The organism is Porphyromonas gingivicanis JCM 15907 (assembly GCF_000614585.1).
In the GTDB taxonomy this organism is placed as follows: domain Bacteria; phylum Bacteroidota; class Bacteroidia; order Bacteroidales; family Porphyromonadaceae; genus Porphyromonas; species Porphyromonas gingivicanis.
Window position 1 is genome coordinate 96,010 of the sequence record NZ_BAKX01000001.1, and the last position, 14,211, is coordinate 110,220.

11 protein-coding genes and 1 pseudogene are annotated in these 14,211 nt (G+C 41.8%); 11 read left to right on the forward strand and 1 reads right to left on the reverse strand.

Features of this window, described 5'->3' with window-relative positions:
• Positions 1-7 precede the first annotated feature (7 nt).
• The 11 genes and pseudogenes from JCM15907_RS00400 (at position 8) to JCM15907_RS00450 (ending at position 12,207) form a co-directional block, all read left to right on the forward strand.
• Positions 8-823 carry an Omp28 family outer membrane lipoprotein gene (locus JCM15907_RS00400; RefSeq protein ID WP_025842259.1) on the forward strand — a complete coding sequence of 272 codons (816 nt, stop codon included), beginning with the start codon at positions 8-10 and terminating at the stop codon, positions 821-823.
• A gap of 438 nt (positions 824-1,261) precedes the next feature.
• A pseudogene (gene gyrA, locus JCM15907_RS09880) lies at positions 1,262-3,861 on the forward strand (DNA gyrase subunit A).
• 73 nt (positions 3,862-3,934) lie between these two features.
• Positions 3,935-5,116 (forward strand): tetratricopeptide repeat protein, encoded by a 1,182-nt coding sequence (locus JCM15907_RS00410; protein WP_025842260.1) that lies wholly within the window; start codon positions 3,935-3,937, stop codon positions 5,114-5,116.
• 45 nt (positions 5,117-5,161) lie between these two features.
• Positions 5,162-5,848 carry a porin family protein gene (locus tag JCM15907_RS00415; RefSeq protein ID WP_025842261.1) on the forward strand — a complete coding sequence of 229 codons (687 nt, stop codon included), beginning with the start codon at positions 5,162-5,164 and terminating at the stop codon, positions 5,846-5,848.
• Positions 5,849-5,962: 114 nt separating this feature from the next.
• A complete protein-coding gene (locus JCM15907_RS00420) occupies positions 5,963-6,487 on the forward strand; it encodes an NAD(P)H-dependent oxidoreductase (protein WP_025842262.1) in 525 nt (174 codons plus the stop codon).
• A gap of 22 nt (positions 6,488-6,509) precedes the next feature.
• On the forward strand, positions 6,510-7,226 hold the full coding sequence (locus tag JCM15907_RS00425) for a cell division ATP-binding protein FtsE (RefSeq protein ID WP_036885283.1): 717 nt from the start codon (positions 6,510-6,512) through the stop codon (positions 7,224-7,226).
• 30 nt (positions 7,227-7,256) lie between these two features.
• The gene (locus JCM15907_RS00430) at positions 7,257-8,624 is read left to right on the forward strand and encodes an aspartate kinase (protein ID WP_025842264.1); all 1,368 of its coding nucleotides are present in this window, start codon (positions 7,257-7,259) and stop codon (positions 8,622-8,624) included.
• A 32-nt stretch (positions 8,625-8,656) separates the two neighbouring features.
• Positions 8,657-9,529, forward strand: coding sequence for a 1,4-dihydroxy-2-naphthoate octaprenyltransferase (gene menA / locus JCM15907_RS00435; RefSeq protein ID WP_025842265.1), 873 nt, complete (start codon positions 8,657-8,659; stop codon positions 9,527-9,529).
• A 69-nt stretch (positions 9,530-9,598) separates the two neighbouring features.
• On the forward strand, positions 9,599-10,600 hold the full coding sequence (gene porQ, locus JCM15907_RS00440) for a type IX secretion system protein PorQ (protein ID WP_025842266.1): 1,002 nt from the start codon (positions 9,599-9,601) through the stop codon (positions 10,598-10,600).
• 9 nt (positions 10,601-10,609) lie between these two features.
• Complete coding sequence (gene cmk / locus JCM15907_RS00445; RefSeq protein WP_025842267.1) at positions 10,610-11,311, forward strand: (d)CMP kinase; 702 nt, start codon at positions 10,610-10,612, stop codon at positions 11,309-11,311.
• Positions 11,308-12,207: a 4-hydroxy-3-methylbut-2-enyl diphosphate reductase gene (locus JCM15907_RS00450; protein ID WP_025842268.1), complete on the forward strand. Its 900-nt coding sequence runs from the start codon at positions 11,308-11,310 to the stop codon at positions 12,205-12,207. The genes cmk and JCM15907_RS00450 overlap by 4 nt, the downstream gene beginning before the upstream one ends.
• Before the next feature lie 125 nt (positions 12,208-12,332).
• Here JCM15907_RS00450 and rho read toward each other — a convergent pair whose 3' ends face one another.
• Positions 12,333-14,150: a transcription termination factor Rho gene (rho, locus tag JCM15907_RS00455; protein ID WP_025842269.1), complete on the reverse strand. Its 1,818-nt coding sequence runs from the start codon at positions 14,148-14,150 to the stop codon at positions 12,333-12,335.
• Positions 14,151-14,211: the final 61 nt, after the last annotated feature.

A 14,211-nucleotide genomic window follows, 5' to 3' on the forward strand; every position in this document is an offset into this window, starting at 1 on the left:
ATAGGGTATGAAAAAAAGTGCTTTAATACTATCAATACTTTCTGCAGGTTTGCTCACGCTTTTTAGTTCGTGTAGTAAGATTGCTCCCGAGAAGCGTTTAGTTCCATTAGATGCAGGGATGGGCGGAGATAAACGAACTATTCTCTTGGAAGATTTTACAGGAGAGAAATGTGTAAACTGTCCTAAGGCTGCTTTGGCAATACATGATATCCAAAAATTATTTGGACACAATGTAGTAGCCGTGGGGCTTCATGGAACGGCTGCGTTTACCCCAAAGGGATCGTCTTTGTTTACTCCCGAGGCTGCGGCTTACTATGAGCGATTTGCTAATGGTGTTGGCTTACCAACAGGAATTATTAGTAGAACAAAGTTCCCCGGTAGAAATGCTCTTTCTATCAATGAGTTTGGTACTTGGTCGGGGCTTATTAAAGGTCTGTTGGACAGTAAACCTCGCATCTTTGAAATAAAGACAGAGGCTACAAGCGACGGTATCGATGCTGTTACTGCTAAGATTACTTTGAAAAAGTATGGCAATAGCGAGAACTTGCCCAAAGACTTGATGCTCCAAGTGTGGGTGATAGAAGACGGTATCACAGGTATTCCTCAAGAGGGAGCAGAAGATAAGTACAACTATGTACACAATCATGTACTCCGTGGTAGCTTGAATGGTATTTGGGGTGAGGCTGTTACCTTGGATAAAGAGGTAAGCTATACTCGCTCTTTAGAAAACATCAACGATGTACAGAAATGCCATTTGGTAGCTTTCGTATACGACTCTAATACAATGGAAGTGTACGAAGCCACAAGTGTCAATATCAAGTAATTCTTTTGTAGGTTGCTTCAACCTACGGAGGTTATAAGCCCTTGGACGAGAGTCTGAGGGCTTTTTATTTTTGCTCTTTTGTAATGGTGGTATTACTATTCTGAGAAAGGTATATACCTTGCGTCAGTAACCCTCCGAGTAAACTTTCATAACCATCGTACCTTTCGAACTAAAGGTATAATGGTTTTGAGCAAATGGATTAGTCCTTTTGTAACTTGAGGTACAGCTCTTTTTAGAAATCCATTGGAGAGGCGAAGAGATGGATAGCAACTCCTCTGCTTTTATTGCCTTAATTAATATTGAAATAAGGCAAAACTTTCGCAGAAAAGTAGTAACTTAGCCACTCGAAAAGAACTATCCTTATGAGTGCTACGTCTTGGAAGATACGACTTTTATTCCTCATAAGAGAACGACACAATGTAAGCAAAAAAGCGACTTATGGAAGAACTACAGGAGCGTGAAGATAGGATTATAAAGATAGATATCGAGAACGAAATGAAATCTGCCTACATAGATTATTCTATGTCGGTGATTGTTTCTCGAGCTCTGCCAGATGTGCGAGACGGTTTCAAACCCGTGCATCGTCGAGTACTTTACGCTATGAATGAGATGAACAATGTTTATTCTCAACCTACTAAAAAATCGGCAAAGGCAGTAGGGGAGGTCTTAGCAAAGTATCACCCCCATGGAGATAGCTCGGTGTATATGACTTTGGTGCGTTTGGCTCAGCCTTGGAACTTGCGCTATCCGATGGTAGATGGGCAGGGTAACTTTGGTTCTATCGATGGAGATTCGCCTGCGGCTATGCGTTATACGGAAGCTCGTTTGACGGAGATCGCTGGTGAAATGCTACGAGATATAGAGAAAGAGACTGTAGATTTCCAAAATAACTATGATGATACCACGTTAGAGCCTACTGTATTGCCTACACGTATCCCTAATTTGCTGGTTAATGGCGTTTCGGGAATTGCCGTCGGTATGGCTACTAATATGCTCCTCACAATTTGACGGAGTGTATTGATGGTTGTGTGGCTTATATTGACAGTAAGGGGGAGATTTCTGTTGAGGAACTTATCCGCTACGTGAAAGCCCCCGACTTCCCAACGGGAGGTCTTATTTACGGCTACGCAGGAGTAAAGGAGGCTTTACTCACTGGGCGAGGTAGAGTAGTTATGCGAGCTCGTACCGAGATAGAGACTGATGCGCATGGACGTGAAACGATTGTTGTAACCGAGATCCCTTATCAGGTGGTCAAATCACAGTTGGTACAAGATATTGCTCAGTTGGTAACGGACAGACGTATAGAGGGAATTTCTAATATTACTGATGTTTCCAGTGGTAAGGGAGGTCTTCGTGTAGAGATCGAGGTGAAGAGAGATGCCAATGCTTCCGTAGTATTGAACCATCTTTTCAAATTGACAGCACTACAAAGCTATTTTAGTGTTAATAATATCGCCTTAGTGAATGGACGTCCTCGTCAGTTGAATCTAAAGGAGCTTATACACTACTTTGTGGAGCATAGACACGATGTGGTTACGCGTCGTTGTCGTTTTGAATTGCGTAAGGCGCAGGAGCGTGCCCATATCTTAGAGGGTCTGCTTATTGCCGTTGATAATATCGATGAGGTTATTCGCATCATACGCTCTTCCGAAAACACCAATCAGGCTATGGAGCGTCTGTGTGAGCGTTTTGCTTTGACGGAGATTCAGGCTCGTGCTATCGTGGATATGCGTTTGCGCGCTCTCACGGGATTGGAGAGAGACAAGCTACGCGCCGAGTACGAAGAGTTGGAAAAAACAATCCATCGCTTGCAAGAACTCCTCTCTAACGATGATCTCCTTATGGAGCTTATTAAAGAGGAGCTTATCGAAATTAAGGAAAAGTACGGCGATGAGCGCAAGACAGAGATTGTTTTCTCCAGTGAAGAGTTTAATCCAGAGGACTTCTATGCCGATGATGAGATGATTATAACGATCTCTCACTTAGGCTATATCAAGCGTACTCCTTTGAGCGAGTTTAGAAGTCAAGCAAGAGGTGGTATCGGCTCCAAGGGCTCTACTACTCGTGAAGAAGACTTTATCGAATACATCTATTCAGCTTCGATGCACGCTACCCTGTTACTATTCACTACCAAGGGACGTTGCCACTGGCTACACGTGTACGAAATACCCGAGGGAGCGAAGAATACAAAGGGTAGAGCCATTCAGAATATTTTGGATATAGACCCTGATGATCGTATTACAGCATGTATACGTATCAAGAAGTTAGAAAAGGACCAAGAGTTCATCAATTCTCACTACTTGATTTTTGCCACTCAACAGGGACTTGTCAAAAAGACCCTCTTGGAGGCTTACTCTCGTCCTCGTAGTAAGGGTGTTAATGCGATCAATTTGAACGAAGGTGATAGGGTAGTTACCGTGCGCTTGACCAATGGTAACGCAGAAATCCTCTTAGCCAACAGAAACGGACGTGCTATCCGTTTCCACGAAAGCAAGGTGCGTGCCATGGGACGTATAGCTACGGGTGTGCGAGGTATAACCTTGGACGACGATGATGATGCCGTGGTAGGTATGGTTGCTCTGAAGCACCCCGAAGAGGAGAGCCTCTTGGTGGTGAGTGAGGGCGGATATGGTAAGCGTTCACTATTGGATACCTATCGTACTACAAACCGTGGTGGTAAGGGCGTTAAGACCATGCAAATTACTGAGAAAACGGGGCGTTTGGTAGACTTCCGTGCCGTAACCGATGAGTTAGATTTGATGATTATCAATAAGAGTGGTGTTGTGATTCGTATGCCCATGGAGTCTATCTCTACGATTGGTCGAGCCACCCAAGGGGTGCGTCTTATCAATTTGGCAAGTCGAGAAGATGAAATTGCCTCTGTGTGTAGCGTAGCTCGCGAAGAAGACACCGCCGATAAGGCTTGGGCTAAAGAGGGCGGTTCAGAAAAAGATACCGAAGAGTGGAGTCCTGCTGGCAAGGCAGAGTCAGTGGAAGAGGACTCTCGTGAAGAATTATCTGACGAACATACAGTGTAAGTGAAATAAGCCTCTGTTCAAAGGAGTTAGAGGTGTTAAAACTTAAATTAACTATAAAGCTATTAATATGAAAATGATGAAGAAAGCATTTCCAATAGCTCTTGCGGTACTTATGGGTGCTGCTCCTGCTATCGCACAGAAAGCGAATGTTAAGGGTGCTGAGCGTATTGCCGACAAAAAGGGAGATTATAAAGAAGCTCGTACTTTGATTAAAGCGGCTCTTGAGAATGATGAAACAAAATCAGAGCCTAAGACTTGGTATGTAGCTGGTTTTGTAGAGGAGTCCAATTTTACCCTCGAAAATAATAAGCAACTTAAGGGCGAAATGCCCAACAGAGCCGTTATGAACACTGCTCTATTGGATATGTTCGATTACTATATGGCTACTGTGAAGATGGAAAGCCCCGATGGCGTAAAGTTGGGCAAATACTCCAAGAAGATTAAGGAAGCCTTCCAAATCAACCTCCTCTACTTTATTAATGCAGGAGGCTATTATATGGAAATTAAAGATTATCCAAAGGCTTTAGAGGCTTTTGATAACTTTAAGCAAATTAAGAAGCTACCTATGTTTGCAGGTACTCCTATTGCTGCAGCAGACTCTAATTCTATGATGGTAGATTTCTTCTCTGTAATCAATGCCTATCAGACTGGAGATAAAGCTCTTACTATCAAATTGGCAGAAGAAATCAAGTCAGTAGACTATCGCCGTAATGATTTGTATCAGATTCTTTCTCAAACCTATCTTGAAACAGCCGATACGGTTAATTACATTGCGACAATGAAAGAGGGCTTGGCTCTCTACCCTAATGAGTCTTATTTTTCTGTAAACCTTATCAATACATTGATTCAAACGGGAAAGAGCGAAGAAGCTATAGCTTTATTGCAGAAATCGATAGAAAAAGCTCCAAATAACGCCCAACTTTACGATGTTATGGGTAAACTCTATGAGCCTACCGATGAGACAAAAGCTCTCGAATGCTTTGCTAAGGCTTTGGAGATAGACCCTGAGTTTACAGAGTCTAACTTCAATATAGGACGTGTTTACTATAATCAGGCTGTGGCTATTAAGTCGGGAGATAAGGTTGATGCTACTACGGATAAGAAAGCAGAGGAACTTTTCCGTAAGGCTCTTCCCTACTTGGAAAAAGCTTATGCTGGAGATCCAGATACAGCCTACTATGTACTCAGTACAGTGTATTACAACCTCAAGATGTCTAAAGAGTACGAAGCTATCAAGGCAAAGTACAATCTTTAATGTCGAAAAAAATAAGTTGAGTAATAACGAATAAATAGTGTAACTATGAGAAAGTTTATTTTCGCGCTAAGTATCCTATTAGCATCTGTTTGCGTAGCATCTGCTCAGTTTGTCAACTTCCGTCTGGAGGGAGCACCTGCTTTCTCTTTGTCTTCTGTTAAGGCCCATGGTTTCAATGTTATGAAGTCTGGTACTAAGGTGGGTTATCATATAGGAGCTTATGTAGATGTGCCCGTTTTTAAAGGGTGGTATTTGGGTTCTGGATTAACTTTTGCTATGAAAGGCAATAAGTTTGCTCAAAAAGGAGGTAACATTATAGATGATGCTAAGGGTTTGTTGGGCATCGGAGAGTCTAATGAAATTACTATGCACTACCTTCAAGTGCCTATCAATTTAGGTTATAAGTTGAAAGTTTCTCCTGGATTGCGTGTGGGTATTCAAACAGGGCCATATTTTGCAGCGGCTCTTGGGGGGACTTACAAGAGAGGTGTTGCGGGTGTAGTAGCAAGTTATAATATATTCAAAGAGGGAGTAACCAATATAACAGCTAAGCGCTTTGACTTTGGTTGGGGAGCTGCTGCGATGCTTTTCCTTGGTAATTACTATGGAACAGTAGGTGCAGATTTTGGTCTTTTGAATGTTTCTAAGACATCGAAGAGCTCTCTTCCTACTAACCCCTCTTTAGATTATCGTAATACTCAAGTGTATATAGGATTAGGTTATTCATTCTGATGATATTTCAGAATTAAGATTTTTGAGAATATAATTAGGGAGAAGGGTACACTTGAGGGATAAAACCACTTTGTATTCTTCTCCCTTTATTGTTTGAACAAGGATAAAAACAACATGGAAAAAAAGACTCTTGTCATAGTGGTTCACCCCTCTTTGGCTTCTTCTACGATTAATAAAACATGGGCAGAAGCACTGCGTGGAGAGGTTACATTACATTTTTTATATGAATGCTATCCCGAAGGAACTCCTATTGATGTGCTTGCAGAGCAAGCTATCTTAGAGCAACATGATCGTATTATTTTCCAATTTCCATTATATTGGTACGCAGCTCCCTCTTTACTCAAAGAGTGGATGGATAAAGTATTTCTTGATGGATGGGCATACGGAGCTGGTGGAGACAAGATGGAAGGCAAGGAAATTGGTGTAGCTGTCTCTTGTGGAGGTAAGTTTGAGCAATTTGTCGAAGGGGGAATTCAGCGTCATACAATAGAGTCTTATATGCATGTCTTTGATGGTATTTGCGGTTTTGTACGTGCTAAATACATAGGAGTACATGCTTTCTACGATACTTATAATCCAGAGGCGCTAAAGACCCTTCCCCTTAATTGCGAGAAGTATTTGCAGTTTGTTAAACAATAATTAAACTATCTATAACTAAGATATGGCACATAATGCATCGGTATCTGTGAGTCCTATTTTTTTCGAGAATGTTTCGGTAAAAAGGTATGAGAATGAACTCCTGCATAGTGTAACTTTCCGTATGGAAGCAGGAGACTTTGCTTATTTGACAGGTCCTGTGGGAGCGGGAAAAAGCTCTCTTCTGGAGTTGCTATATGGTGAACTTGCTCTTACCGATGGAGGGCAAGCCAGTGTCTTAGGATATGATTTAAGTAAGCTCAATGTTCGTCGCCGTCAGGCTATGCGCCGTAGGATGGGCATTGTTTTTCAGTCGCAGGACCAACTTCTTTATGACCGTAGTGTGACGAAAAACTTAGACTTTGTGCTCCGTGCTACTAGCAAAATTGATAAAAAGGAGCGAGCTTTACGCATCGAAGAAGCTTTGAATCAGGTTGGAATGACAGGTAAGGGATACAAGATGCCTTATGAGCTTTCGGGAGGAGAAGCAGAGCGCATTTGTATTGCTCGTGCATTAGTAGTACGTCCAGACTTAATTTTAATGGACGAACCTACTGCAGGTCTTGACCCCGAAACATCGCTCTCTATTGGTCGTATGATGAAGCAAATTGCAAGTAAGGGAACTACCGTTTTGATGGCAACACATAATTATGAGCTTATGAAACAGTTGCCTGCTACTACCTACACGATAAACCCACAGACACGTACCTTAATTCATCATCCACTTGAGAGCGAAGGGTAACAATAGTTTTTGATAATCTCTTTGAAGGGTATGATAGTATTGAAGTTTGGTGGTACCTCAGTCGGAAGTGCACAACGTATCCGTTCGGTGGCGCACCTTGTAGCTTCCGTAGAAGGAAGAAAGATTATTACACTCTCTGCAATGTCGGGTACAACGGATGCTCTTGTGCGTATTGCCAATACGATACGAGAGGGGCAGTGGGAAGATGCAGAAGAGCAGGTAAAGGCTTTACAAGTGAGGTATCACAATGTTGTGGAAGAGCTTTTTGAAGAAGAGGAGTTACAAAAAGAAGCTATAGATGCTTTAACCCCTGTTTTCGAACAGCTTCTTGACCAAACGCATAATGAGGCTTTTACGCAAAATGACGAAAAGTTCATTCTCTCTCGAGGGGAGATTATGAGTACAAGTCTTATGGGATTCACGCTCCGAGAGTATGAGGGGGTTAATGCAGTACACTTGGATGCCCTCTCTTTTATGCGTATCAATCATGCTGGAGAACCCGATCCTGTTTACATAAGGGAACATCTTACCCCTCTCTTGGAGGCAGATAAAGGAGAAAATACACTCTTCTTGACTGAAGGATATATCTGTATCAATGCTTTTGGAGAGATTGATAATTTACGCAGAGGAGGGAGCGACTATACAGCTACTCTTGTCGGAGAGGCAGCTGATGCTCAAGAGATTCAGATATGGACAGATATTGATGGGCTTCACAACAATGACCCTCGAATTGTAAATGTTACGAGTCCAGTGCGTCGCCTTCATTTTGGAGAGGCAGCAGAATTAGCTCATTTTGGAGCGAAAATACTACACCCTGCATGTATAGAACCTGCTCGTAGGGCCAACATCCCTGTCCGTTTGCTTTATACGTTAGACCCTCAAGCTCCAGGCACACGCATCTCTTGTGAGACGAGTAAAGATATGGTCAAAGCTGTTTCTGCGAAAGATGGTATTTCTCTTCTCACTCTTCGTCGTCATCTGCGTATAGATGGAGGGCTTTCGATGACAGAGTGCCTTGTAGCTATATCGGAGCTTCTTGCCAAGCACAATATCGTTACCGACTTAATCTCTATTATGGGAGATAGTTATCTGATAGCGGTAGAGGAAGCTCCCTCCGTAGCCCTTTTCTGTGAAGAAGCTTCCCAGTGGTCCGATGTGCTTTACCAAAAAGATATGACTATACTTGCCGTTGTGGGAGATATGGGGTGGGAGCGTATGGGCTTCGAGGTACGTATTTTGGAGGCTGTGGATGATATTCCTATTCGTATGATTAGCTATGGTAGTAGCAACTATAGTTTAGTTTTGGTTGTCTCTTCGGAAGATAAACGACGAGCTATGATTGCCCTCTCGGATCACCTCTTTTCTAATCTCAATAGACAAATGCCAGAGCTGGGATAATGCCTCTAATACCATAATCTATTTTTCAAGAGATGACGCTCCGACAAGTACTCTATCTACTCCGCCCTCACACCTTTCCGGCTTCTTTGTCCCCTGTTATAGTAGCATTGGCTTTGGCTTTTGTTGATAGGGGAGAGTTGCGTTATTTGCAAGCTATACTAACTTTATTGGTCGCTCTCTTGGCTCAATCTTTGAGTAATGTAGCGAATGATTTTTTCGATTATAAGAAAGGTGCCGATGGAAGCGATAGAAGAGGTTTCGAGAGGCTTTTGTCTTCGGGAAAAGTTTCGTATCAGTCCGTAAAGGGTATGATGTATATTCTTGTGGGGTTAACAGCCTTATCAGGGATTACTTTGGTAGCACTCTCTTCTTGGTATTTGGTGGGGTTAGGTCCTTTTATTATTGTTCTAGCCATTGCCTATACGGGAGGGCCTTTCCCTCTCGCCTATCGTGGATGGGGTGAGGTATTAGTTTTTCTCTTTTATGGTATTGTGCCTGGACTTATTTCCTATTATATTCAAACCGATACATTTACGCTTACTTCTCTCCTTCTATCTGTTTCTGTGGGATGTGCCAATGTGAATATTCTTTTGGTTAACAATTATAGAGATTACGAAAGTGATAAAGCATGTGGTAAGAATACCTTAATCGTTCGCTTTGGGAAAGAGTTAGCTCCTTTACTTTATCTCTGTAACCTATTACTTTCTACTGCTCTTCTTATTCCTATCTCTTCTCTTTGGGGGATGTTTCTCTTAGGGGGATATCTATTTTTTATGCTCAGAGTGTTTAGACAGATGAAGCTCAATGAGGGAGAAGCTCTCAATAGGGTACTTGTTTCCACAGCGAAAGGTGTTTCCGTACTTTCTATATGCATTGTAGCACTTCTTTTGGGAAGCCTATTTTGAGTATGACTGTACACTTTTTCTCTTCTATTTTGCGTTACTACTTAAAGATATTGTTGATATACACATAGCATGCGAAGATATATTAAGAGCCTTTCAGTGACTTTTCTTCTTTTCTTTTTGCCCTTGTATGCCATGCAGGCACAGAAAGCGGAGCATAGTTTTGAGTTTCTGAATATCCCCGCTACTCCTTATACTATTGCCAATGGAGGTCTTTCTCTAACCTACGTGGCTGGTAATTCAGGTCTTGCCTTTGATAACCCTTCTTTGTTTGGAGAAGAGACATCAGGATTATTATTTCTCTCCTATCTCAACTATATGTCGGGCGTACACTCTGTCAATACTCTTTATGGACGTCCTATAAACGACCGAGGCTCTTGGGCCGTTGGTATGCGTGCCATGCACTATGGTAAGATGGAGGCTTACGATAAAAACAATGTTGCTATGGGATCTTTTACAGCGACTGATGCAGCTCTTCAAGGTCTTTTTAGTTATGACCTTTCTTCCAAATTGCGTGGAGGATTAGCCTTGAAACTTATCTATTCTAATATTGAGAGCTATAATGCTTTTGCCGTTGCCGTTGATGCAGGTATTAGTTACTATGATGGTGAAAAGGGACTCTCCTTTGGGGCTGCTTTGACCAATGCAGGTGTAACTTTAAAGGGATTTCATGACAAAAAAACAGCTCCAGCGTGGGATTTGCGTTTGGGCTATTCACAGTCACTGAGTCATGCACCCTTTCGTTTTCATATAACAGCGTATGGACTCAATCCAAAGATTATTCAAAGTAGAGTAGAGGAGACCAAATTGCTACAAAAAGCATTTCGGCATATTACCTTAGGTGTTGAGTATTTTATGGATGAACGCTTCTGGTTAGGTATGGGGTATAACCCACGTTTAGCGCAGGACTTAAAGCACTTGAATGGTAACTTCTTTTCTGGACTTTCTTTCGGAGGAGGCTTCAATCACGATTATTTTCGTATAGGGGCTGCTATTACTCGTTATCATCCTTCAAGTTTGAGCTTTATGATTTCTTTTTCCACCAATTTTGGAAACGATGAATTTATTTTTTGATTTACCCTTATGACATCCGACAAAATTATTATCGCTATAGATGGACACAGCTCTTGTGGAAAAAGCACAATGGCAAAGGCTTTGGCGCAAGCACTCAACTATACTTACATAGATACGGGAGCAATGTATAGAGCAGTTACTCTTTTTTCGCTACAAGAGAATTTGTGGCAGGGAGATATCTTAGATACCGATGCTCTGTGTTGTAAACTACCCTCATTGAGCATTTCGTTTGAAAGGACGGAAGATGGAGAGTTGCATACTTTTCTTAATGGGAAAGATGTGGAGAAAGAAATACGTACTATGGAGGTATCTGGACATGTAAGTCCTGTCAGTACTCTGGGGTTTGTGAGAGAAGCAATGGTTGCGCAGCAACAAGCTATGGGACAGCAGAAAGGTATTGTGATGGATGGTCGCGACATAGGTACAACAGTTTTTCCACAAGCCGAGCTTAAGGTATTTGTTACAGCTCGACCCGAAGTGCGTGCTATGCGTAGATATAAGGAACTTCAAGAAAAAGGAGATAAAACTTCTTTTGAAACTGTGCTTGCGAATTTGACTGAGCGTGATAGGATAGATTCTACACGAGCCATTTCTCCTCTGGCAAAGGCCGTAGATGCCCGAATTTTAGACAACTCGACTCTTTCCATAGAGGAGCAAAATCAATTGCTTTTATCTTGGGCTAATGAAGTAATTGCACAACAGAAAGTATGATTTCGATAGAAATAGATGCCCGTTCGGGTTTCTGCTATGGAGTCGTGAATGCTATCAAGAAAGCAGAGCTTGAGATGCAAAAGGAGGCAAAAGCACCTCTCTATTGTTTGGGAGATATTGTCCATAATACCCGAGAGGTAGACCGTTTGCAAGATTTGGGACTAAGAACCATAGATTACAGTCAGTTTGAGCATTTAGAAGGGCAGAAGGTCCTTTTTCGTGCTCATGGAGAACCTCCCTCTACCTATTGGATAGCACAGCAAAAGGGGATAACGATTGTTGATGCTACTTGCCCCGTGGTATTGCAGTTACAACGTCGAGTACGTAGGTGTTATTTGGAGGGAAAGCCATTGAATGCTCAAATTGTTATATTCGGAAAGAAAGGGCATGCTGAGGTGAATGGACTTGTGGGACAAACGAACAACGAAGCTATTGTAATACAATCTCTTGAAGAACTTGACGTTCTGGATTACTCTCGTCCCATCTATTTGCATTCACAAACGACTATGCCTTTAGATGTTTTTGAGCAAATTATCAAAGAGATTAAGAGAAGGATGCATAAGGATGTATACTTCTATTATGCCGATACTATTTGTCGTCAAGTAGCTCTTCGTATACCTCATATTAAGGAGTTCGCCAAGCGTCATAATCGTATCTTTTTTATAGCAGGGAAAAAGAGTTCCAATGGTAAAGTACTCTTTGAGGAGTGTAAGGCAGTTAATGAAAAAACTTTCTTTCTTTCTGATAAGGAAGACTTGCAGGAAAGGATGCTTCCCTCTGCTATTGATGACGAGTCGATTGGCATTTGTGGAGCAACCTCTACACCTATGTGGCAGATGGAGGAGTTAGCATCTCTTATTTTAGAATATTATGGTGATATGGCTTGCAGGATCTAATCATTGCCCTTGGGATAATCTTTATAGGAGATTATAAAACTGTGCAAAAGTTTTCATCTTGCTATTAAAACAAAAAGGTCAAACTTCATAAAAAGTTCGACCTTTTGTTACTTCTGTTGAGATGTTTAGCTATTCATGGATGCTAAAAACTCTAAGTTGTCGTTGGTTTGTTCTATCCTATTTTTTACAAAATCCATTGCCTCTATAGAGGTCATGTCGGCAAGGTACTTGCGCAGTATCCACATTCGAGAGGTAATTGTCTTATCAAGGAGCAGGTCATCACGTCGGGTACTACTTGCCATAATATCAATAGCAGGGAAGAGACGACGGTTGGCTAATTTACGGTCGAGTTGTAATTCCATGTTTCCTGTGCCCTTAAATTCTTCGAAGATAACATCGTCCATCTTAGATCCTGTTTCGGTAAGGGCAGTGGCTATAATAGTCAAGCTTCCTCCTTGTTGTATATTACGCGCAGCACCGAAGAAACGCTTAGGCTTTTGTAGTGCATTGGCATCTACCCCTCCTGAAAGTACTTTCCCAGATGCTGGTTGTATAGTGTTGTACGCACGTGCTAAACGAGTGATGGAGTCTAAAAGAATAACTACATCGTGTCCACATTCAACCATTCTTTTGGCCTTATTGAGGACTATTTCTGCAATCTTTACATGGCGTTCTGCGGGTTCATCGAAAGTAGAGGCAATAACTTCAGCATTAACATTGTTAATCATGTCCGTTACCTCCTCTGGACGCTCGTCTATCAGTAGTATGATTAAGTAAACGCCACCTTTCCCATTATTCTTTGTGTTGTAGTTATGGGCTATAGCATTGGCAATATCCTTAAGTAGCATTGTCTTACCTGTTTTCGGTTGTGCTACGATAAGTCCTCTTTGTCCTTTACCGATGGGGCTGAATAGGTCTACTATACGCATAGCTGTCTTGTCGTATACGCCCACAGCATCAGCACCTACCTCAAGTTTGAATTTTTCGTCAGGAAAGAGAGGTGTTAGCATGTCGAAAGGGACACGATCTTGGATTTCTTTGGGGGTGCGTCCATTAATTCGGTTGATTGAGGTCAGAGGAAAGTATTTTTCTCCTTCTCGAGGTAATGCCATAGTACCATCTACTACGTCTCCAGCTTTCAACCCATAATGTTTTATCTGCTGCTGTGAGATATAGACATCGTCAGGAGAGGTGAGATAGTTATAATCAGAAGAGCGGAGAAATCCATAGCCGTCTGGCATTATTTCTAGTACTCCTATGCATGAGAGTTGTCCATTAAAATCATACCCCGTATGAGTGGTTTTACTCCCTTCTGTATGGGCTTTAGTATTCTTCCCTTTTATTTTAGCTTTTGTTGGGGTATTATTGGATGCCTCTGTATTAGGTTTATTACTTTCTGCTTTAGTAGAATCTAAAGAAGTTAGTTCTGGTAAGATGCTATTTAATACGCTATTTGTGCTCTTGGAGCTTGTAAAGATCATCTGAGAGGGAAGTACAGGTGTTATATTATTGTCTACTTCAAAGTCGAGTATAGCATTAACTCCTTTCGGTTCCCTAGTAGATGTTTTTCGGCTACTGCTCTTTTTTTCTGGTTCAGGTAGTATTAGGTCGTTGTCTGTTTCCCCCCTTGCAGAAGTTGGTGGCAGTAAATCAGGATGACTGAATATCTTAGCGGATGAGATGGGGGCATTTCCCTCTAATTTTTTCCCTTTTTTATGATTGGAAGAGGAGTTTGCTTTCTGAGCCAAATTGCCAGAAGATTCTTCTGAGGTTACTCCTCTTTCTATGATTTTGGTAGAAGAGAGGGAAGCCTGACGTTCGATAATAGCTTCGATGCAAGTTTCTCGATCATCAGGAATCACACTGAGTCCGACTTCTCGAGCTATCATAATTAGCTCTTCATCTTTTTTGCCTTTTAAATCAAGGGCTGTATATTGTTGCATAAAAGTATTGGTTGCAAAGATATTTTCTTGTGTAATTTGTTATTGCTTTATTCTGCCTGTC